This window comes from Kitasatospora sp. NPDC057223 (genome assembly GCF_042669755.1).
Taxonomy (GTDB): Bacteria; Actinomycetota; Actinomycetes; order Streptomycetales; family Streptomycetaceae; genus Kitasatospora.
In genome coordinates, this window is the sequence record NZ_JBHUWW010000092.1 from 15,732 (window position 1) to 36,187 (window position 20,456).

The 20,456-nt window shown below is 74.0% G+C and carries 21 protein-coding genes; 9 read left to right on the plus strand and 12 right to left on the minus strand.

Annotation, left to right across the window (positions count from 1 at the left end):
- Positions 1-230: 230 nt before the first annotated feature.
- The 3 genes from ACFUK0_RS27440 (at position 231) to ACFUK0_RS27450 (ending at position 3,622) form a co-directional block, all read left to right on the plus strand.
- Positions 231-1,256 (plus strand): phosphotransferase, encoded by a 1,026-nt coding sequence (locus ACFUK0_RS27440; protein WP_380254799.1) that lies wholly within the window; start codon positions 231-233, stop codon positions 1,254-1,256.
- A 305-nt stretch (positions 1,257-1,561) separates the two neighbouring features.
- Complete coding sequence (locus ACFUK0_RS27445; RefSeq protein ID WP_380254801.1) at positions 1,562-2,764, plus strand: DUF5685 family protein; 1,203 nt, start codon at positions 1,562-1,564, stop codon at positions 2,762-2,764.
- A 30-nt stretch (positions 2,765-2,794) separates the two neighbouring features.
- Positions 2,795-3,622 (plus strand): DUF4184 family protein, encoded by an 828-nt coding sequence (locus tag ACFUK0_RS27450; RefSeq protein ID WP_380254803.1) that lies wholly within the window; start codon positions 2,795-2,797, stop codon positions 3,620-3,622.
- 45 nt (positions 3,623-3,667) lie between these two features.
- Here ACFUK0_RS27450 and ACFUK0_RS27455 read toward each other — a convergent pair whose 3' ends face one another.
- A complete protein-coding gene (locus tag ACFUK0_RS27455) occupies positions 3,668-3,826 on the minus strand; it encodes a hypothetical protein (protein WP_380254805.1) in 159 nt (52 codons plus the stop codon).
- Between the two features lie 246 nt (positions 3,827-4,072).
- Between ACFUK0_RS27455 and ACFUK0_RS27460 the strand changes: the two genes are divergently transcribed.
- On the plus strand, positions 4,073-4,978 hold the full coding sequence (locus ACFUK0_RS27460) for a DUF3592 domain-containing protein (protein WP_380254807.1): 906 nt from the start codon (positions 4,073-4,075) through the stop codon (positions 4,976-4,978).
- A 62-nt stretch (positions 4,979-5,040) separates the two neighbouring features.
- Here ACFUK0_RS27460 and ACFUK0_RS27465 read toward each other — a convergent pair whose 3' ends face one another.
- From ACFUK0_RS27465 to ACFUK0_RS27490, 6 genes are all read right to left on the minus strand, one after another.
- Positions 5,041-6,129 carry an LLM class flavin-dependent oxidoreductase gene (locus ACFUK0_RS27465; protein ID WP_380254809.1) on the minus strand — a complete coding sequence of 363 codons (1,089 nt, stop codon included), beginning with the start codon at positions 6,127-6,129 and terminating at the stop codon, positions 5,041-5,043.
- Positions 6,130-6,215: 86 nt separating this feature from the next.
- Positions 6,216-6,689, minus strand: a complete 474-nt coding sequence (locus tag ACFUK0_RS27470; RefSeq protein ID WP_380254811.1) for a MarR family winged helix-turn-helix transcriptional regulator — start codon at positions 6,687-6,689, stop codon at positions 6,216-6,218.
- Between the two features lie 62 nt (positions 6,690-6,751).
- Positions 6,752-7,171 carry a pyridoxamine 5'-phosphate oxidase family protein gene (locus tag ACFUK0_RS27475; RefSeq protein ID WP_380254813.1) on the minus strand — a complete coding sequence of 140 codons (420 nt, stop codon included), beginning with the start codon at positions 7,169-7,171 and terminating at the stop codon, positions 6,752-6,754.
- A gap of 97 nt (positions 7,172-7,268) precedes the next feature.
- The gene (locus ACFUK0_RS27480; RefSeq protein ID WP_380254815.1) at positions 7,269-8,075 is read right to left on the minus strand and encodes an aminotransferase class IV; all 807 of its coding nucleotides are present in this window, start codon (positions 8,073-8,075) and stop codon (positions 7,269-7,271) included.
- A gap of 121 nt (positions 8,076-8,196) precedes the next feature.
- Positions 8,197-8,829, minus strand: coding sequence for an MBL fold metallo-hydrolase (locus ACFUK0_RS27485; protein WP_380254817.1), 633 nt, complete (start codon positions 8,827-8,829; stop codon positions 8,197-8,199).
- Positions 8,826-9,911, minus strand: coding sequence for an S-(hydroxymethyl)mycothiol dehydrogenase (locus tag ACFUK0_RS27490; protein WP_380254819.1), 1,086 nt, complete (start codon positions 9,909-9,911; stop codon positions 8,826-8,828). The genes ACFUK0_RS27485 and ACFUK0_RS27490 overlap by 4 nt, the downstream gene beginning before the upstream one ends.
- A 284-nt stretch (positions 9,912-10,195) precedes the next feature.
- Between ACFUK0_RS27490 and ACFUK0_RS27495 the strand changes: the two genes are divergently transcribed.
- Together ACFUK0_RS27495 and ACFUK0_RS27500 are read left to right on the plus strand one after the other, a co-directional pair.
- Entirely contained in the window at positions 10,196-11,404 is a 1,209-nt protein-coding gene (locus ACFUK0_RS27495; RefSeq protein WP_380254821.1) for a cytochrome P450, read from the plus strand.
- Complete coding sequence (locus ACFUK0_RS27500) at positions 11,401-11,679, plus strand: ferredoxin (protein WP_380254823.1); 279 nt, start codon at positions 11,401-11,403, stop codon at positions 11,677-11,679. The genes ACFUK0_RS27495 and ACFUK0_RS27500 overlap by 4 nt, the downstream gene beginning before the upstream one ends.
- 25 nt (positions 11,680-11,704) lie before the next feature.
- Here the strand turns inward: ACFUK0_RS27500 and ACFUK0_RS27505 are convergent, their stop codons facing one another.
- From ACFUK0_RS27505 to ACFUK0_RS27520, 4 genes are all read right to left on the minus strand, one after another.
- Positions 11,705-12,289, minus strand: coding sequence for a TIGR03086 family metal-binding protein (locus ACFUK0_RS27505; RefSeq protein WP_380254825.1), 585 nt, complete (start codon positions 12,287-12,289; stop codon positions 11,705-11,707).
- Between the two features lie 179 nt (positions 12,290-12,468).
- Positions 12,469-13,716: a hypothetical protein gene (locus ACFUK0_RS27510; RefSeq protein ID WP_380254827.1), complete on the minus strand. Its 1,248-nt coding sequence runs from the start codon at positions 13,714-13,716 to the stop codon at positions 12,469-12,471.
- Positions 13,717-13,912: 196 nt separating this feature from the next.
- The gene (locus tag ACFUK0_RS27515; protein ID WP_380254829.1) at positions 13,913-14,755 is read right to left on the minus strand and encodes a hypothetical protein; all 843 of its coding nucleotides are present in this window, start codon (positions 14,753-14,755) and stop codon (positions 13,913-13,915) included.
- Positions 14,756-14,808: 53 nt separating this feature from the next.
- Positions 14,809-15,681: a PhzF family phenazine biosynthesis protein gene (locus tag ACFUK0_RS27520; protein ID WP_380254831.1), complete on the minus strand. Its 873-nt coding sequence runs from the start codon at positions 15,679-15,681 to the stop codon at positions 14,809-14,811.
- A 229-nt stretch (positions 15,682-15,910) separates the two neighbouring features.
- Here ACFUK0_RS27520 and ACFUK0_RS27525 point away from each other — a divergent pair, with 229 nt between their 5' ends.
- From ACFUK0_RS27525 to ACFUK0_RS27535, 3 genes are all read left to right on the plus strand, one after another.
- Entirely contained in the window at positions 15,911-16,714 is an 804-nt protein-coding gene (locus ACFUK0_RS27525) for an MBL fold metallo-hydrolase (RefSeq protein ID WP_380254833.1), read from the plus strand.
- Positions 16,705-17,130: a nuclear transport factor 2 family protein gene (locus ACFUK0_RS27530; RefSeq protein ID WP_380254835.1), complete on the plus strand. Its 426-nt coding sequence runs from the start codon at positions 16,705-16,707 to the stop codon at positions 17,128-17,130. Before ACFUK0_RS27525 ends, ACFUK0_RS27530 begins: the two co-directional genes overlap by 10 nt.
- 110 nt (positions 17,131-17,240) lie before the next feature.
- Positions 17,241-18,485 carry an NAD(P)/FAD-dependent oxidoreductase gene (locus tag ACFUK0_RS27535; protein WP_380254839.1) on the plus strand — a complete coding sequence of 415 codons (1,245 nt, stop codon included), beginning with the start codon at positions 17,241-17,243 and terminating at the stop codon, positions 18,483-18,485.
- Here ACFUK0_RS27535 and nhaA read toward each other — a convergent pair whose 3' ends face one another.
- Entirely contained in the window at positions 18,486-20,369 is a 1,884-nt protein-coding gene (gene nhaA / locus ACFUK0_RS27540) for a Na+/H+ antiporter NhaA (protein ID WP_380254837.1), read from the minus strand.
- Positions 20,370-20,456 lie beyond the last annotated feature (87 nt).

The following is a 20,456-nucleotide window of genomic DNA, read 5'->3' on the forward strand; positions in this document are numbered from 1 at the left end:
GCGAACATCAATGGCCGTGAAGGTCGATAGTGGCGAACCTCAATGATGGTGAATGCCGTATGCCGCCGATGGCAAGGATCGGGTGCCGTCGGACCCACTGATCGCCCCCGGCGGGTTCGGCCGCCGGATGTTGCTTGACCCGTGGTCAGACGCCCCGGTACCGTCCCGGCAAACGCTCTCCCCCTTCGTGCCCACGGGCGCGGAGCGAGCCACCCGATGGAGACCCCGGTATGCACAGCGCCACCAAGCAACGCCTCGGCCCGGCCGAGATCCGCGCCGTCGTGGCGAACGCCCTCGGCCCCGAGGCGCAGGTGACGGAGGTCCGGGAGCTCACCGGCGGCACGTTCAACGCCGCCTACCGCCTCACCCTCACCGCCCCGGACCGGGTCGTGGTGCTCAAGGTCTCGCCGCCGCCCGTCACACCGCTGCTCACATACGAGCACGGCCTGATGGGGACGGAGGCGGCCTTCTACGAACTCGTCGGCGCCGCGACGGAGGTGACCGTCCCCCAGGTCGTCGCCGTCAACTACGAGCGGCAGGTCGTGGACGGCGACTACCTCGTCATGTCCCACCTGGACGGCGCCGGCTGGGACTCGTCGCACGCCTCGCTCGGCCCCGGTGACCACGCCCGGCTGCGGCGCGACCTCGGGCGGCTCACCGGCAGCCTGCACACCGTCACGGGCACGGAGTTCGGCTACCCGCAGCACCCCGGGCCGTCCGAGGGGGACAGTTGGCGCGCGGCGTTCGGGCGGATGCTGGACGACGTGCTCGCGGACGCCCGCCGGTACGGTGTCACGCTGCCCGTGGACCCCGAGGAACTGCTCACCGTCATCAGCCGGCGGGCCTGGCTGCTGGACGCGGTGACCGTCCCCGTCCTGGTCCACTTCGACCTGTGGGAGGGGAACGTCCTGCTGGCGGAGCGCGACGGCCGGCCGGAGATCAGCGGCATCATCGACGGCGAGCGGGCGTTCTGGGGCGATCCGCTCGCCGACCTGGTCTCACCCGCGCTGTTCGGCGACATCGCGGACGAGGCGGACTTCCTGGCCGGCTACCGGTCGGCCGTCGGGCCGTCGTTCGAGCTCACGCCGCAGGCCCTCCAGCGGATCGCCATGTACCGGATCTACCTCGACCTGATCATGCTCGTGGAGGCCGTACCGCGCGGCTACGACCCGGTCGGGCACGAGCCGTTCGCCAAGCTCGTCCGCACCGACCTGCACGCGGCGCTCGACCGGCTGCGCGAAGCACCGGCCCGGTGACGGCCACGCCGCACGGGCGCTGACCGGACGGGCCCGGAACGCACGCTTGCCGCCGACACCGTCACCCGACCCGGTGGCACGTCCTCGGAGCACCGCCCCCGGGACCACGAACCGCCCGAAGTGCCGCCCGCTGCGGGAGCTGCTGACGAACACCCCGACGCCACCCGGGGCGGGGACCCGGGGCCCTGAACACCGGAGCGCCGGAGCGCCGGAGCGGAACCAAGGACGCGGCCCGCATCGTCGCTGATCATACAATTGGCGCTTGATCAGCCGGGCCGGGCCGGCCCGCACGCACGAGGGGGATCATGTTCGGAATCATCAGGCCCTGTCGGCACGGGCTCTCCGAGCAACTGCAGACATCGTGGATGGCCCACCTCTGCGGACTCTGCCTCGCGCTGCGCGACAATCACGGACAGCTGGCCCGCACCGCCACCAACTACGACGGACTCATCATCTCGGTCCTGGTCGAGGCCCAGAGCGACCGGGCCGACGCCTCCTGGCGCCGGACGGCCGGCCCGTGCCCGCTGCGCGGCATGCGGACCGCCGAGGTCGCCCGGGGCGAGGGCGCGAAGCTCGCCGCCGCCGTATCGCTGGCCCTCGCCTCGGTGAAGATGCGCGATCACGTCGAGGACGGCGACGGCGTGTTCGCGCGCCGCCCGATAGCCGTCGGTGCCCGGGCCGTGACCCGCCGGTGGGACCGCCAGAGCGCCGGCAGCGGCTCGGCCGTCGGCTTCGACACCGCCGTCCTGCTCACCGCCGGCGCCCGCCAGGGCGAGTTGGAACGCGCGGCCGTACTCGGCAGCTCCGTCCTGCTGGTGACCGAACCGACCGAGAGCGCGACCGCCGCGGCGTTCGCCCACACCGCCGTACTCGCCGGGCGTCCGGGCAACGCGGCCCCGCTCGCCGAGGCCGGCCGGCTCTTCGGCCGCCTCGCCCACCTGCTGGACGCCGCCGAGGACCAGGCCGAGGACGCCGCGACCGGCGCCTGGAACCCGCTCACCGCGACCGGCACCGACCGGGCGAAGGCCGAACGGCTCTGCCGGGACGCCGTCCACGGCATCCGACTCGCCCTTCGCGAGGCGGAGTTCACCGACCGCTCGCTGACCCACGTCCTGCTCGGGCACGAGACGCAGCGCGCCGTGGAGCGGGTCTTCGGACGGCAGCGCACCCACGCCGCGACCTGCACGGCGGAGCGCACCGCCACCGGCTCCCTGCCGAGCGCACCCCCCGGGTACGACCCCTACTCCCAGCCGCCGGACGGCGGTGGCCGGCCCCCACGTCGCAACCTGCTGGCGGGCTGCGTCCTCTGGACGCTGATGGCCTGCACGTGCCAGCTGATGTGCTGCGAGCACGAGGACCCGTTCGACCGGCAGCGCAAGCAGGGCTGGTGCGCCCGCCACGACTGCTGCGACGCCTGCGACTGCTGCGGCGAGGGCTGCAGTTGCTGCGGCGACGGGTGCAACTGCTGCGACAGTTGCGGCTGTGACGGCTGCGGCTGCGACTGCTGAGGCCGTGAGTCCGGAAGCCCCGATGCGCTGATGCCCTTCACCCTGAGCCATCCCGCCGCCGTCCTACCGCTGCTGCGCCCCGGCGGTGGGGCGCGCGGCCCGCTGGTCGCCTCGGCCCTGGTGGCCGGCTCCACCGCGCCGGACGTGCCCTACTACGCCGACTCGGTGGCGCCCGGAATGTTCGGCTACGGCGCCCTCACGCACGCGTGGTGGGGAGTGCCGACGGTGGACGTGCTGATCACCGCCGTCCTGGTGCTGGGCTGGCACGGACTCCTGCGCGGGCCGCTGGTGGCACTGCTGCCGCCCCGCTGGGCGCACCCGGCGGACGCGCTGACCCGGCCGGTCCGGCCCTGGCGCCAGTGGGCCCGGCCGGCGGGAGTCGCGTGGTTCGCGCTCTCGGCGGCCGTCGGCGCGGCCACGCACGTCGGGTGGGACGCCTTCACCCATCCCGGCCGGGCCGGCGTCCGACTGCTGCCCGTGCTCGACCGGACAGCCGGCGGCGTACCGCTCTACCAGTTCCTGCAGTACGGCAGTTCAGCGGTCGCGCTGGGCGTCCTCGTCCGGTACGGCCTGCGCGAGCTCCGCCGGGCAGCCGGCACTGGCCCGCCGGCCGCGACCGCCGCATCACCGGCGGCCCCGGCGCGCACGCGCCGCACGGTCCTCGTGGTGACCGCCGGGGCCGCCCTGCTCGGGGCCGCCCTGCGGATTCTGCAGTGGTGGCCGTCCCTCACCACCGGCTCACCACTGCGGGTCGTACCGACCATCGCCTTCGGCGGCGCGGCGGGGGCCGCCCTCGCCGTCCTCGGCTACGCGGTCGCGGCCCACGCCCGCCGTCCGCGCGCCGGCGCCGACCGCTGAAGGCCGACCGCCGAACCCCGGACGCCTACCGTCAGCCGCCCACCGTCAGCCGTTGTCGCGGTCGGCCCGCAGCGAACTCTCCAACCCGGCCAGCAGGGTACGGAACCGCGCCGCGTCCTCGGCGGACAGCCCGTCCGGCCGGGCCGCCTGGGCCGGAACGGTCTGCTGCTGTTCGGCGGGCAGTGCGGCGTTCTGCTGGCTCATCTCGGGCGTCTCGTCTCAGTGCCGGGTACGGGCAGGCCCGTACGGGAGGAGGGTGTGCCGTGAGGCTAGGCGCCTGCGATCAACACTCGATAAACAGCGGAGCAGCATGGGCCTCAGGACGCCGGAAGTTGCGGGGCGCAGCGGCCGGAGAATCCGATCCGTACGGCGTAACCTGCCGGTCCGAGCCACCGTCGAGGGTTGCGCCCCCGTGATCACGGGCAACTGGGGTCGCCGTAGACTCCGGCCATGTCCGAGTCACCATCGCCGACGCACTCCGAGGCCGTTGAAACGCCGCTGCTCGCCGACGTCGTGCTCCGGAACGGCCGTCACAGCGCCCGGTTCTCCGACGGTTCGGTGCTGATCGTGCAGGGCCGCACCACCCACCGGATACCGGTGGCGGCGATCGAGCGGGCGGAGCCGTCCGGCGGCGACGTGCTGGTGGTGCTCACCGCCGTGCCGGGCCGTACCGGTGAGATCTTCCGGATCCGGGGCCGCAGCGCCGGGGCGGCCGGGGCGTTCGTCCGGACGGTGAGCGCGGCCCTCCCCGTCACCGACCGGGCCGAACGGCGCGCCGACGGGGCCGCGTTGGTGCAGACGACCGTCCGGCAGCGGGGCAGGGGCCCGGCCCGCGCGCTGATCGGGCTGTTCAACTCCTGGGTCAAGGTGAGCTGCTGGCTCTACCTGGCGGGGTTCGTCCTGCTCGGGGTCGAGCTCGACAAAGCCGCTCACCTCATCGTCTCGATGTTCCTCTGGGGCTTCGGCCTGCCCTTCCTGGCCGCGAGCGTGGCCGTGATGATCTGGACGTGGCGCTCGTTGAGCCGGATCTGGCCGCTGCACCGCCGTGGTATCCGCGTCGTCGCCGAGGTCACCGGCCACGAGGACGAGCACGAGCTCAGCTACCCGGTCTACCGGTTCGTCGACGCGGACGGCCTGCTTCGCACCCACACGGCTCGCGACGAGGCGGGGTACGTCGCCGATCGCAGCATCGAGATCTGCTACGACCCGGCGGACCCGTCGACGGTCAGCAGGCACCCCTCGTTCGGCCCCAGGATCTTCTGGACGGGCGCCGCCCTCCTGCTGGTCGGGCTGCCCGTCACCCTGACCGGGCTGGGCATGACCGTCCTGCCGTTCGTCCTCGCGTTCACCCGGTAGCCGTCCTCGCCCCGCCACGTCGTACTCGCCGACCTCGCCGACCTCGCCGTGCCGACGGATCGCTATCCTGCCTGCGGACCCGGACCCGGACCCGGACCCGGACCCGGACTCCGACCCGGCCCTGGGCGCGCCTCCAGTGGTCGGCTCGGCAGCTCCCGGCGGAGCACCGGGGCCACCTCGGCGAAGAACAGCTCCAAGGTCGCCAGGTAGTCGGCGCGGTCCAGCACTTCGCCGTCCACGTGCAGGTGGAGCAGCTCGTGGCCGAAGTGCTCGTGCTGGCTCAGCACCTTCTCGATGATCTGCTGCGGGCTGCCCACCAGTACCGACCCGCGCTCGACCCAGTCCTCCACCGTGTCGAACCGGATGCTCCCGCCGTCGAAGGCGCGGTTCACCGCCAACCGGGCTTCGAACACCGGACGGTAGCGGGCGATCGCCTCCTGTGAGGTACGGGCGCCGAAGTACCCGGCCGTCCCGGCGCCGACCAGGGCGTCCGCCGGGTCGCGCCCGTAGGCCGCCCAGCGCTCCCGGTAGTGCCGGACGATCGCGGCGTACGGGCCGATCGGGCCCGCGCCGTTGGGGGTGAAGACCGGGTCGCCGTGGCGGGCGGCGAAGTCCGCCGACTCCAGGTTGGAGCCGGCGCCGTGCCAGATCCGGACCTCCCGCTGGTACGGGCGCGGCAGCGGCTCGGCGTCGGTGAGCGAGCGGCCCAACCGGCCCTCCCAGCTCACCTTCTCCTCACGCCAGAGCCGCCGGAACAGCTCGTAGTTCTCCTGCAGCAGCGCCCACTGGTTCTCCCTGGTCACGCCGAACAGCCTGGAGGAGCGCGGGTAGGCACCCTTGGCGACGATCAGGTCGAGCCGGCCCTGGGCGAGGCTGTCCAGCGTCGAGTAGTCCTCGAAGGCGCGCAGGGGGTCGAGTTGGCCGAGCGTGGTGACGGCGGTGAACAGCCGGATCCGGGAGGTCAGGGCGGCGATGTGGGCGAGGATCACGGGCGGCGCGCTGGAGACGGCCGGGCGGTCGTGGCGCTCGCCGATGCCGTAGGCGTCGAAGCCCAACTCCTCGGCGAACACGGCACAGTCGACCAGCTCCCGGAGCTGGACGTGGTCCGGCTTCTCCGGTGCGGGCAGATGGGGCAGGAGCAGGAATCGCATGAAGGCCCCCCGGCGCGACTGCGGGTTGATGTGTCAACCCGATAATGGGCGCGCCGGGTTGATGTGTCAACCCGCTTCCGGGTGCGTCAGAGGGCCGGCTCGTCGCCCTTCAGCTGGGCCATCAGGGCAGCCGATATGCCTTGGAGTTCGTCCAGTTGACGGCTGCTCAGCGGATCCGTCAGCCAGCGTCGGATGTGCGCCGCGCGACGCGGCAGGGCGGCGGCGACGGCCGCCCGCCCGGTCTCGGTCAGGGTGACGACGGCGCCGCGGCCGCTGTCGGCGCAGGGCTCGCGGGTGAGCAGGCCGCGCCCGGCCATCCGGGTCAGCTGGTGGTGCAGCCGGCTCTTCTCGAACTGCGTGACACCGCTCAACTGGTACGGCCGCAGCCGCCCTTCGGAAGCGGCCAGCAGGGCCTGCAGAATCGCGAGATCCGGCTCGGAGAGACCGGTCTCCTGCTGGAGCTGCTGGGCGAGACGCCGCCAGAACAGCACCTGGGTCTCGAAGAAGGCGCTCCAGACCTCGTCCTCGCGCTCGTCCAGCCACCCCGCCCGCTCACTCATACCGGCGATGCTACCGATCCGGCCCCGAGGTCACGCCGGGCCGGTGCCGCCTCGGCGGTGGCTCAGGCCGGGCCGGCCGGCACCGGTCGTCCCAGCACCCGGTCGACGGTGATCTCGATGACCACGCGGTCCGGGTTGACCCGGGGCTCGCGGTAGCGCTCGGCGTAGCGGCGGACGGCCTCGGCCACGGCCGCCGGATCGTCCCGGACCACGGCGACCCCCTCCAGGGTCGACCAGCGCGCCCAGTCGACCTGGCACAGCGCGACCCGCATCCCGTCGGCGCCGGCGGCGGCCACGTTGCGGGCCTTGCGGCTGGTCCGGTTGGTGATGACCCGGGCGAGCCCGGTCTGCGGGTCGTAGGTGACGCCGACCGGCACCACGTGCGGGGAGCCGTCGGGGCGGTGGGTGGTCAGGGTGGAGAGGAGCCGCTCGCGCCAGAAGGCGAGGAGCGCGTCGGAGAAGTCGATCGGGTCGTGAGCCATGCTGCGATCGTACGACTCGGGGCAGGACCGGACCGAAGGGGGCGAACGGACAGGACCGGACGGACAGGACCGAACGGGACGGGACGGGGCGGCCGCGTCAGACGGTGTCCCAGGGCGCCGCGTGCGCCAGGGCACGGAGCGTGGCCAGCAGCGGAGCGTCGAGCGGCAGCTCCAGCCGGTCGATCCGGCCGACGGCGGCGAAGCCGCGCGAGTTGGTGACGAAGGCGCCGTCGAACGAGGGCAGGTCGCTGAGGAAGACCGGCCGCCGCTTCGAGGAGACCCCGGCGGAGGCGAGCTCGCGCTCCAGGACCTGCATGGCGATGCCGTTCAGGGCGGGCGCGTCCGGCCAGACGACCGTGTCGCCCTCGATGAAGCCGATGTTGGTGATCGCCCCTTCGGCCACCACGCCGCCCGGGCCGACCAGCAGGGCCTCGTCGAAGCCCTCGTCGGCCGCCAGCCGCCCGTAGTAGGCCTGGGCGAAGCCGCCGCTGTGCTTCAGGTGCGCGACGGGCCGCTGGTGGTCCACCGCGCGCAGCCCCACCACCTCGGCGGGTGCGGCGCCCGGCGGGCGCACCGAGACCATCAGCCGGACGGCGCCGCCGGGGGTGTCCTCCGGCCGGAAGACGTTGACCCGCACCGAGGCGTCGCCGGTGACGCCGTCCGGTCCGCCGGCCAGGGCGTGCCGGATGAGTTCGCGCACCCGCTCGCCGTCCAGGCCCTCGCCGTAGAGTTCGCGGGTCGCCGCGTCGAGCCGGGCGAGGTGGAAGCCCAGGCCCCTGGTCCGGCCGTCGCGTACCTGCATGGCCGTGAAGTGGCTGTACCCGCCCATCGCGAGGTACGTGAGGTCGTCCACGGTCGCGGCCCGGCCGTCGACCTCCAGTTTCGCCTGCGCTGCACCGGTCATACCGGCCAGCCTACTTGAGGCTGTTCGTGCGGGGCCCGGACAAGCTCGGGGCGCCCCGGCCCGGGGCGGCCCGGCCTGTGCCGGTGCCGGTGCCGCCCCGGGTGGTGGTGACGTCAGGTGCTCAGTGCCCGCGGGCGATCCAGTCGGCCAGCGCGGGCGCCTCGGCGCCGACCGTGGTGGTGCCTCCGTGTCCGGTCCGCACCTCCGTCTGCGGTGGCAGGGCGAGCAGGCGGTCCCGGATCGAGTCGATGATCGTCGGGAAGTGCGAGAAGGACCGCCCGGTGGCGCCCGGCCCGCCCTGGAACAGGGTGTCGCCGGTGAAGACGGTGCCCAGCTCCGGGGCGTACAGGCAGACCGCGCCGGGGGCGTGGCCGGGCGTGTGCAGGACGGTCAGCCCCACGCCGGCGACGGTGATCTCCTGGCCGTCGGCGAGCTCACCGTCGGGCAGCCGCTCGGGGTGGGTGAGCTTCCAGAGCGGCAGGTCGTCGGGGTGCAGCAGGATCGGCGCGCCCGTCCGCCCGGCGAGGGCCGGGGCCGCGTCGATGTGGTCATTGTGGGCATGGGTGCAGATGATCGCGACCAGCCGGCGGCCACCGAGCGCTTCGAGGATCGCCTCGGCGTCGTGGGCCGCGTCGATCACCACGGCCTCCTCGTCGTCACCGACGATCCAGACGTTGTTGTCGACGTCCCAACTGCCGCCGTCCAGCTCGAAGGTGCCGGAGGTGACGAGGTGCTCGATCCGTGCGGCGCTCACAGCTCCACCACCGAACGGAGCACGTCGCCGTCCTTCATGCGCGCGAACGCCTGCTCCACACCGTCCAGTTCGATGGTCTCGGTGACGAAGGCGCCGAGGTCGAGGCGGCCCTGCAGGTAGAGGTCGATCAGCAGCGGGAAGTCCCGCGAGGGCAGGCAGTCCCCGTACCAGGAGGACTTGAGCGCGCCACCGCGCCCGAACACGTCCAGCAGCGGGAGTTCGAGCGTCATCTCCGGTGTGGGCACGCCCACCAGGACGACGGTGCCGGCCAGGTCGCGTGCGTAGAACGCCTGCTTGTACGTCTCGGGGCGGCCGACCGCCTCGATCACCACGTCGGCGCCGTTCCCGGCGGTCAGCTCGCGGATCGCCTCGACCGCGTCGGAGGTACGGGAGTTGACGGTGTGGGTGGCGCCGAGCCGGCGGGCTGTCTCCAGCTTGCGGTCGTCGATGTCGACCGCGATGATCCGGCTCGCGCCGGCCAGCCGGGAGCCCATCACCGCAGCACCGCCGACGCCGCCGCAGCCGATCACCGCTACCGAGTCACCCCGGCCGACGTTGCCGGTGTTGATGGCGGCGCCGAGGCCGGCCATCACGCCGCAGCCCAGCAGTCCGGCCACGGCCGGAGCCGCCGCCGGGTCGACCTTGGTGCACTGGCCGGCCGCGACCAGGGTCTTCTCCGCGAACGCGCCGATGCCGAGCGCGGGCGACAGCTCGGTGCCGTCCAGCAGCGTCATCTTCTGCTTCGCGTTGTGGGTGTCGAAGCAGTACTGCGGGCGCCCGCGCCGACAGGACCGGCACTGGCCGCACACGGCACGCCAGTTGAGGATGACGAAGTCGCCCGGGGCGACCTCGGTGACACCCGCGCCGACGGCCTCGACCAGGCCGGCCGCCTCGTGGCCGAGCAGGAACGGGAACTCGTCGTTGATGCCGCCCTCGCGGTAGTGCAGGTCGGTGTGGCACACCCCGCAGGCCTGTACCTTGACCACCGCCTCGCCGGGCCCGGGGTCCGGCACGACGATCGTCGTGACCTCCACGGGCGCGCCCTTGCCGCGCGCGATGACTGCCTTCACCTGCTGGGACATCTGCTTCCCACCTCCGTCGGCCGGCGCTGCACTGCGCCGGTCTGCTGACACTGTCGAAGCGTATCGCCGAGCCGCGCGAGCCCCGGTGAGCGCCACCGGTGATCCCGCTCACCGGACCTCCGGCGGCCCGGCCGCCACCGCGAGCGGCCACGACCGCACACGAACCGGCCCGGAACCGCCTGCCGTTGGCCGGAACTGCCGCTGCCCCGGCGGGTGCGCCGCACATACGGTCGTACGGAGTCGTGCCCCGAAGACCGCCCAGCGATCCACCGCCAGGAGGATGGATGTCCGTCGAGACCGGCCCGGCAGCTTCCGAGACCCCGCTCGTCCCCCTGCACTGCCTGCGCCACGCCGAGCCCGGGCCGCCCCGCCTGGCCGCCCTGCCCACCGGCACGCCGGTCTGGCTGGTCAGCCGGCACGCCGACGTCCGCCAGGTGCTCACCGACCCGCGCCTGAACCGCTCCCAGCTGTTCGCCCCGGGCGCGCCGGCGCTCTCGCTGTCCCCGGGCATCCTGGACGACCCGGACGTCCTGCTCAACCTGGACGGCTCCGAGCACCAGCGGCTGCGCCGCACCGTGCAGCGTGCGTTCACGCCGCGGGCCATCGCCCGCTGGCGCCCGTGGGTCGCCTCGGTGGTCGACGGCCTGATCGACGAGCTGATCGACCAGGGCTCACCGGCCGACATCGTGGCCGGCTACACCCGGCCGCTGCCGGTGGCGGTGATCAGCCGGCTGATGGGCCTGGACGGGCTCGACCTCAAGCGGCTCGGCCACTGGAGCGACCACGCGCTGTCCGCCACCGCGTACGCGCCGGAGGCCATCGGCGCCGCGATGGGCGAGTTCGCGCAGTTCGCCGCCGGGCTGATCGCCGAGCGGCGGGCGGAGCCGGGCGACGACCTGGTCAGCGGACTGCTGGCGGCGGCGGCCGAGACGGAGGGGATCACCGAGCCGCAGCTGGTCTCGATGGTGGTCGGCCTGGTGGTCGCGGGCCACGAGACGACCATGACGACGCTCGGCAACGCCATGGTGTACCTGCTCGGGGACGGCCGGGAGGCCTGGCAGCGGCTCGGCGCCGACGAGGCGAGCGCCACCGCGGCGGCCGAGCAGCTGTTGCGGGCGATCCCGCTGGGCGACACCGACGTGCTGCCGGGGCTGCTGCGCCGGGCCGTCGAGGACGTGGAGATCGGCGGCGTCACCATCCCGGCCGGCAGCGTGGTCGCGGCCGACACGGCCGCCGCCAACCACGACCCGGGGCACTTCCCCGGCGGCCTGGCCGACGACCTGTTCGCACCGCTCTCCGCGCCGGGCCTCACCTTCGGGGCCGGTCCGCACCACTGCCTGGGCGCCTGGCTGGCCCGGATGGAGCTGGAACTCGCGCTGCACCGGCTGGCCCGCCGGCTGCCGGGCCTGCGGCTCGCCGGGGCGGCCGACGCGATCGACTGGCGCGAGGGGCTGCTGACCCGCAGCCCGGTCTCGCTGCGGGTGGCCTGGTGACGGCCGGTCCGCTGCCGGTCCCGGTCCCGGGCGGCGCGGCCGCGCCCGGATCCGGTTTCGTGGTCCGGGTCGACCGGGAGCGCTGTGTCGGCACCGGGGTCTGCGCGGCCACCGCCCCGGCCGACCTCGCCCTCGGGCGGGACGGCCGGGCGTACCCGCTGCGTCCGGTCTCCGACGAGGGTGACGAACTGACGGAGGCGGCCGAGATGTGCCCGGTCGAGGCGATCACCGTACTGTCCGCGCGGGACGGTCGTCAGGTCGCGCCGCTGGACTGAGCCGGCCGGCCCCGGCCTGCGCCGGTCAGGGCCGGCGGCCGAAGTAGGCGGCCAGCCGGTCGTACAGCGGCGCGTCCGGCGCGATCGGCGTCTCGGGGCCGAAGGCCCGGCCCGCGGACTCCTCGCCCCGGAACTCCGGGCGCAGCGCACCCTGCCCCCAGCTCAGCGCGGCCCGGCCGACCTGTTCGTCCAGGTCGGTCGACTGGCCGGTGGCGGTCGCCAGGTCCCAGGCGTGGACGGCGAGTTCGGCGATCTGCTGGTCGACCGGGAACCGGGCGGGCAGCTCGCCCATCCCCGGCACCTGCACCGTGCCGCTGAGGTCGCCGGCCCGGCGCCAGGCGGCGAGCAGCTCCTCGGCGCCGGTGTCGAAGGCCGGCTGCCAGCCGTCGGTGACGCGCTCGGCCGGGGCCTTCCAGTCGGGGTTTCCGCCGGTGGCCCGGAGGGTGAACTGCCGGAGGTCGTCGATGAGGTGGCTGACCAGGTCGGTGACGTCCCAGGACCGGCAGGGGGTGGGCAGAGCGGCCTGGTCCGGTTCGATCGCGCCGATGACCTCACCCGCCAGGCGCAGCGCGCGGGCGAGCAGGTCCACCGGGTCGGTCGTCTCGGGCATGCCGCTCTCCTGGCGTCCGTCGGGCAGTCGACGCAGCTGATTGTGGCATCCGCGCGGGCGGTGCGGCGGGCGCCACGGCGGGGTGGCGGGCCGGCGGGCGCGGCGGCGGGCCGGGCGCGGCCGGAACGGCAGCGGCGCCCTCGCCGCCCGGGGGCGGGGAGGGCGCCGGCGTCGTGCGGTCAGCTCGCGGACTTGCCCAGGTCCTTGATGTCCTCGTAGGTGAGGCCGAGCTTGTTGTAGGCCTTGATCTGCTGCTCGGTCAGCGAGGTGGTCGCGACGAGCTCCTTGATCTGGGCGTCGGTCAGCGTGTCGGCCTGCGGGAGGTCGGAGTCGCCCGGGCCGGAGTCGCTGCCGGCCCCGGCGAGGGAGCCGAAGATGCCCTCGATGTCGGCGGTGGTGATCTCGGTGGCACCGGCGGGCGCCTGGATCGCCGGGACGTCCTTGCCGAACGCGATCTTGACCGGCAGGGTGGCGCCGGGGGCGGCCTTGTCGTCGAGCTGCGCGAGGTCGAAGGAGATCGAGGACAGCGCCCCGCCGTCGAGCAGGAGGTTCAGGGCGAGCTTCTTGTCCGGCACGTCGCTCGGGACGGCCGTGGGCAGCTTGCCCATCGTCGGGAGCTCCTTGGCCAGCGGCTCGAAGGCCTTGAGCAGGTCGTTGCCGACCGTGCGGGCCGAGGCGGTGACGACGATGAGCTGCTTGCCGTCCTTCTTGCCCTTGTCCTCGAAGGAGGTGTCGCGGGAGAAGACGTCCTTGACGGAGTTGAGGAAGTTCTGCGCGACCTCGGGCTTCACCGAGGGGGCGGCGGACGGCGCCGCGCCGGGCGCGCCCCCGGCGACGGACTCCGAGAAGTCCTGGAGCGCCTTGGGGTCGATCGAGATCCACTTGCCGGACAGCGCGCCCTTCAGCGGGCCCGGCAGGCTCTCCGTCACGGCGGTGATCTCGGAGGCGTCCTGGCCGAACAGCGCGGCGGCCGCGGCGGCGTCGGCCTGCAGGTAGGTCTTGCCGCCGGCCTGGCGCACCTCGGCGACGGACTTGCCGTCCTTGCCGGCCACGGCGAACGAGAAGGAGGTCGACTTGTCGGCGGTCAGCGCGTCGGCGCCCGCAGCCGGGTTCTTGACGGCCGCGAGGTCCTTGAGCGGCTTGTCCGCGCTGACGCCGAAGGACAGGCTCAGCGAGGCGAGGGTGTCCGCCGTCTTGCTGTCGATCTTGTCATCGGTGGCAACGCCGAAAGCCTCGATCTGCGCGGCGGTGGCGTCGAACGACAGCTTCGCGCTGAACGCCTTGCCGTCGCCCAGCTTCCCGAACGCGTCGGACACCTTCTCGGCGGCCGACAGCTCCTTGACGGCGCCACAGGCGGCGAGGCCGCCGGCGAGGACGGTGGTGCATGCGGCGGCGACCAGGGTCGTCCGGACGGTCCTGCGTATCACGGTGTTGATGACAAGCTCCTGTACTACGGCGTCAAGAAGGTGGGAGTGAGGGCTCCCCACTGCCCGTGTGCGACGGGCACAAGCCAAGCACAGGCGCTGTCGTACAGGCACCTGAATTCCTGAATCCCCCCGTCAAGCGTGCCCAAACTACCGCATCGCCGCCGGGCCACCGGCACCCGGGACGCCGGGCGTACGGTCAGCCCGTCCGCAGCAGGGACTCGACGGACCGGCACATCGCCTGCACGAATGCTTCACGGGTGGGGTCGTCCACCAGGTCGAGCGAGAGGTAGGGGTTGAGGTCCTCCAGCTCCACCAGGAGCAGCCCGCCCTCCTCGGTGCGGCAGGCGTCGACCCGCTGGATGCCGTGCGACAGGGTGTTCCACTCGACGAAGCGGTCCGCGAAGGCGAGGTCGTCGGCCGTGGCGGCGTAGGGCACGAGCTCCCAGCGCCGCTCGGGGTCGGGGGCGTACAGGGCGTACTGGAAGTCCCGGTCCACGTAGTAGAAGGACACTTCGTGACGGAACGGTACGTAGGGCTGCACCAGGCAGCCGCCCAGCCCCTCCCCGTCCAGGCCGTCCGCGGTGAGGATCCGCAGGCCGACGGAGTCGGCGCCGTGCCGGGGCTTGACCACGTACCGTTCGACGGCGGGGAGCGCCGCCAGGACGGCCGCCGCGCCGTGGTCGCCGTCGGCGGTGGGGATGACGGGCTCGCCGGCCGCGCTCAGGTCCAGCAGGTACTGCTTGCCCGCCATGTCGCCCCGGCCGGTCAGCGGGTTGTACACCAGCACGCCCTCGGCGAGCGCGGCGCGGCGGAACGCGTCGTACTCCTCCTGGTAGTGCAGCACCGGACCGCTGTTGCGCACCACGACCGCGTCGAACCGGCCCATCAGGGCGCGGGCGTCCAGCGGGTGGCAGAGCGCGAGGTCGAAGTACTCGCGCAGGCGGGCGGTGAGCCGGGTGTCCTCGTCGCCGTAGCGGCGGCCGTTGGCCGGGTAGGCGAGGTCGGTGACGTACAGCAGGGAGGGGCGGCTGGCGGGCACGGTGCGGGCCTCTCGGTCGGGCGGCGCCCGGGGCGCGGCCCGGACGGAGGGGGTCAGCCCGGGATGGCGACCGCCGTACCGGACACGCGTACCCGGCCGTCACCCTCGTGCAGGCCCACCAGTAGAACACCCGGCCGGCCGAGGTCGGCGCCCTGGTGGAGGGTCAGCGTCGCCGGCGCGGTGACGGCGCCCAGTTCGCGGAGGTAGGCACCCAGGGCGGCGGCGGCCGCGCCCGTCGCCGGGTCCTCCACCACTCCGCCGACCGGGAACGGGTCGCGGACGTGGAAGGTGGCGGCGTCCTCACGCCAGACCAGTTGCAGGGTGATCAGGCCACGGGCCGTCATCCAGGCGGCGAGGCCGTCGAAGTCGTACGCGAGGTCGGCCAGCCGGGCCCGGGTGGCCGCGGCCAGCACCAGGTGCCGGGCACCGGCGTAGGCGAACCGGGGCGGCAGCGCCGGGTCGAGGTCGCCGGCGGCCCAGCCGAGCAGCGCCAGTGCCTCGGCGACGTCGGCCGCGCCGGCGGGCTCGGTGTGCGGCTCGACGCTGGTGAGGGTGGCGCGCAGCGCCCCGGCGGCGTCCCGCTCGGTCTCCACCGGCACCTCGCCGGCGGCGGTGGTGAACACGTACCGGCCGGGGCCGCCGCGTTCGGCGACCGCGACGGCGGCGGCGACGGTGGCGTGCCCGCAGAAGGGCACCTCCATCAGCGGGCTGAAGTAGCGCACGGTGTAGGCGCCGGCGGTCGGGCCGGGCGCCAGGAAGGCGGTCTCCGAGTAGCCGACCGCGGCCGCGATCTCCAGCATCCGCTGCTCGCCGAGCGCGCCCGCGTCCAGCACGACGCCGGCCGGGTTGCCGCCCGCCGGGTCGGTGGCGAAGGCCGCGTAGCGGAGTACCTCGGGGGCGGTGGGCGGCGCGGGGGTGCTGGTCATGCCCGGTCGAACGCCCGGTGGGTGCGCGGTGTTCCCCAGGCGGGCCAGGGGCTGAGGAGGCGGATGAGACAGGTGGTGTCCGGCGGCGGGCGGCGGGGAGCTCTCGACAACGGCTCCGGCCCGCCCGGGGCGGGCGGGCTGCCCTGTTCGGCGCAGCCTCGGGTGCGGCGGGGGGTGTGCGGGGCGGAGGCTGGGCGGGGGGCTCGGACCGGAGAAAGGGACCCCCGCCATGACCGCCCTCGACTTCCGGATCATCGACAGCCCCGACGGCTCGCTCAACAAGACCGCCGTGCTGGTCACCGGCCAGCACGACGCGATGCTGGTGGACGCCGGGTTCACCCGCTCCGACGGCCGCCGCCTGGTGGAGGCCGTACGGGCCTCGGGGAAGCGGCTCACCACCGTCTTCGTCAGCCACGGCGACCCGGACTTCTACTTCGGCGCCGAGGAGATCCAGGACGCCTTCCCGCAGGCCCGCTTCCTCGCCCCGCACCTGGTCGTGGAGCACATCCGGGAGACCTACCGGGGCAAGCTCCAGGCCTGGGCGCACCTGGGCGAGGAGCTGTCGACCCGGCTGGTGCTGCCCGACGTGCTGGCCGGCGACGACCTGGAGTTCGAGGGCCACCGCTTCGAGCTGCGCGGCGCGGACTTCCACCTCCCCGACCGGCACTACCTCTGGCAGCACCAGCACAGCACCGTCCTCGGCGGCGTCCTGCTGTTCGAGGGGCTGCACGTGTGGACCGCCGACACGCCGCGGCCCGAGCAGCGCGCCGCCTGGATCGACCTGCTGGACGGCATGGAGGCACTGGCGCCGCGGTTCGTGGTGGCGGGGCACCGCACCGAGGGCGCACCGACCGACCTGACCGCGATCCGGCACACCCGGGAGTACCTCCGGGCGTTCGAGACGGCCGTGAGCACCTCCCCCGACGCCGCCGCCGCGCAGGCCGCGCTGGAGCGCCGCTACCCCGACGCGGGCATGGCCCTGGCCGTCGACCTCGGCACCAAGGTCGCCATGGGCGAGCTGACATGGGACTGACCGTGACCGACCACGGCGCCCCCTCGCCCGCACCCGCCGACGTGGTGCGCCGCCAGTACCTGGCGTCCGCCCGCGGCGACCTGGCCGCGCTGCGCGCCACCCTCGCCGACGACGTCGAGTGGACGGAGATGGCCGGCTTCCCCCTCGCCGGGACGTACCGCACCCCCGCCGGGGTGACCGCCGGCGTGATGGAGCGGCTCGGCGCCGACTGGGAGGACTGGGCCGCCCACGACGACAGCTACGTGGTGGACGGCGAGAACGTCGTCGTCCTGGCCAGGTACACCGCCCGCAACAGGGCCACCGGCAGGCCGCTGAACGTCCGGGTGGCGCACCACTTCGTCGTGCGCGGCGGCCTGATCGTCCGGTTCGAGCAGTTCACCGACACCGCGCTGGTGCGCGCCGCGATGGCCTCCTGAACCCCGCCGGTCACCCGAAAGGGGGAGCCCGCGGCGCCGCGCGCGGCGCGGTCTCGACTCCCCCCGGCCCGCAGGGCAGGCTGTCGTTGGCCGGGCACGTCGACAAGGAGCTGACCGTGGGTACAGGAACGGGTACGGACCGGGCGTTCGTGATCGTCGGGGCGAGCCTCGCCGGGGCGAAGGCCGCCGAGGCGCTGCGCGAGGCCGGGCACGACGGCCCGGTGGTGCTGGTCGGCGACGAGCACGAGCGTCCGTACGAGCGGCCGCCGCTGTCCAAGGGGTACCTGCTCGGCACCAGCGAGCGCGAGAAGATCTACGTCCACCCGCCGCAGTGGTACGCCGAGCACGACGTCACCCTGCGGCTGGGCCTGGCCGTCACCGCCATCTCGCCGACGGCGCACACCGTGACGCTCGCCGACGGCAGCCGGATCCCCTACGCCAAGCTGCTGCTCGCCACCGGCTCCTCGCCGCGCCGGCTGCCCGTCCCCGGCTCGGACCACGCCGGGGTGTTCTACCTGCGCCGGGTCGGGGACAGCGAGCGGCTCAAGGAGGTGCTGCGCCCCAGGGCCCGGATCGTGGTGGTCGGCGCGGGCTGGATCGGCCTGGAGACGGCCGCCGCCGCCCGCGCGGCGGGCGCCGAGGTGACGGTGCTGGAGTCGGCCGAGCTGCCGCTGCTGCGGGTGCTCGGCCGCGAGGTCGCCGAGGTCTTCGCCGGGCTGCACCGGGACAACGGCGTGGACCTGCGCTTCGGCGTCCAGGTGCAGGAGCTGACCGGCGGCGCCGACGGGGTGACGGGCGTTCGGCTCGGCGACGGCAGCACGGTCGCGGCCGACGCCGTGATCGTCGGCATCGGCATCACCCCCAACACCGCGCTCGCCGAGGCGGCCGGCCTGGACGTCGACAACGGCGTCCGGACGGACGAGCGGCTGCGCACCTCCGTCCCCGACGTCTTCGCCGCCGGGGACGTCGCGAACGCGTTCCACCCGCTGCTCGGCCGGCACATCCGGGTCGAGCACTGGGCGAACGCCCTCAACCAGCCGCAGACCGCGGCCCGGTCGATGCTCGGCCAGGACGCGGTGTACGACCGGGTGCCCTACTTCTTCTCCGACCAGTACGACCTGGGCATGGAGTACACCGGCTACGTCGAGCCGGGCGGCTACGACCGGGTGGTCTTCCGGGGCGACGTCGCGGGCCGGGAGTTCATCGCGTTCTGGCTCTCCGGCGGCCGGGTGCTGGCCGGGATGAACGTCAACGTCTGGGACGTCACCGATCCGGTCCGCGAGCTGGTCCGCTCCGGCCGCACGGTCGACCCGGCCGCCCTCGCCGACCCGGCCAGGCCGCTGGCCGAGGTCTGATCACCGCTCCGCGGCGGCGCGCTCGCGGGCCGTCCGGACGGCCGCCGAGAGGCCGGCCAGGTCGTAGGCCCCGTGGTGGCGCTTGCCGTTGACGAAGAAGGTCGGTGTCCCCGAGACGCCGCTGAGGTCGGCGGACTCGATGTCCTCGGCGACCCGGTGCGCGCCGGTGTCCGCCCGCAGGTCCCGGTGGAAGCGGTCGGCGTCCAGGCCGATGCCCTCGGCGTAGCCGAGCAGGTCGGCGGCCCGCAGCGCGCCCTGGTGGGTGAGCAGCAGGTCGTGCATCTGCCAGTAGCCGTCCTGGACGGCGGCGGCCTCGGCGGCCCGCGCGGCCAGTTCGGCGTGCGGGTGGACGTCCGGCAGCGGCAGGTGGCGCCAGACGTACCGGATGTCGCCGAACCCGGCGAGCAGCTCGCGGACGACCGGCTCCGCCTGCCCGCAGTAAGGGCACTCGAAGTCGCCGTACTCGACCACGGTGACCGGGGCGTCGAACGCGCCGCGGATGTGGTCGCGCTCCGGGTCCACCGGCACCAGCAGGTCGACGATGTCCTCGGCGCTGCCGAGCAGCGCCCGGATCCTGGGGCGGCGCGGCAGGATGCCGATCACCCAGGTGACGGCCCAGGTGGCGGCGAACGAGCAGACCACCGCGCCGAGGATGCCGACCTTCGCGTCGACGAGGTCGCGCCCGTCGAAGGCGAGGGTCGCGATCAGCAGCGACACCGTGAAGCCGACCCCGGCGATGGTGCCCCCGGCGGTGACGGCCCCCCAGCCGACCGGCGGGCGCAGCCGGCCACGGCTCAGCGCGGTGGTCAGCAGGGCGGCGCCGAGGATGCCGGCCGGCTTGCCGAGGACGTACCCGAACAGGATGCCGAGGGTGATCGGCGAGCCGAGGGCCCGGGCGAGTTCGCTGCCGCTGACCGCGATGCCCGCGTTGGCCAGTGCGAACAGCGGCACGATCACGTAGCTGGTCCACGGGTGGTAGAGGCGCTGCAGCCGGGCGTTGGGCGAGATCGTGGTGGCGAGCCCGGCCCGCAGGGAGCGTTCCAGCTCGGGTGTGGGCTGTTCGCGGAAGAGCCGGAACAGCCCGCTGGCCCGCTCCAGGTCGCTCCGGGCCGCCGGGTAGGCGTAGGTGAGCAGGCCCATGGCCAGGCCGGTGACGACCGGATCGACGCCGGACTCCAGGAGCGCCACCCACATCGCCACCGCGAGCAGCGCGTACACCGCTCCCCGGCGCACGCCGAGGGCGCGCAGCACCAGGATCACCGCGAAGATCCCGACCGCGGCGAGCAGGGCGGGCGCGGTGATCGTGCCGCTGTAGAAGACCGCGATGACCCCGAGGGCGACGAAGTCGTCCACCACGGCGACCGTGAGGATGAAGGTGCGCAGCGCCTGCGGCAGCCGGGTGCCGAACAACGCCAGCATGCCCAGGGCGAACGCCGTGTCGGTGGACATCGCGGCTCCCCACCCGTGGGATTCGCCGTGCCCGGCGGTGACGGCGAGGTAGATCGCCACCGGGACGAGCATGCCGCTGACGCCCGCGAGCAGCGGGAGGGCGATGCGTCTGCGCTCGCGCAGTTCACCCATGTCGAACTCGCGGCGCGCCTCCAGCCCGACGACGAAGAAGAACAGCGTCATCAGGCCGCTGTTCACCCACTCGCGCAGGTCGAGCGACACGCCCTTGGAACCCAGGCTGACGGACAGGTGCGTCTGCCAGAACTCCTCGTAGCTGCCGGGGCCGACGTTCGCCCAGGCGAGCGCGACCAGGGTGGCGGCGAGCAGGACGGCGGCGCTGCCGGTCTCGGTGCGCAGGAAGTCCCGCAGCGGGGTCCTCGGTTCGCCGGCGCAGGCGCTCTGGCCGGAATAGCGGGGGGTCGGGGACGATGCCATGACGATCATTCTTGTGCCTGCGGCCGTCCGCGCCAGCAGGCTGGCCGAGCGGCGGCCGCTCCCGCTCCGCCGGTCGCGGAGCGGGAG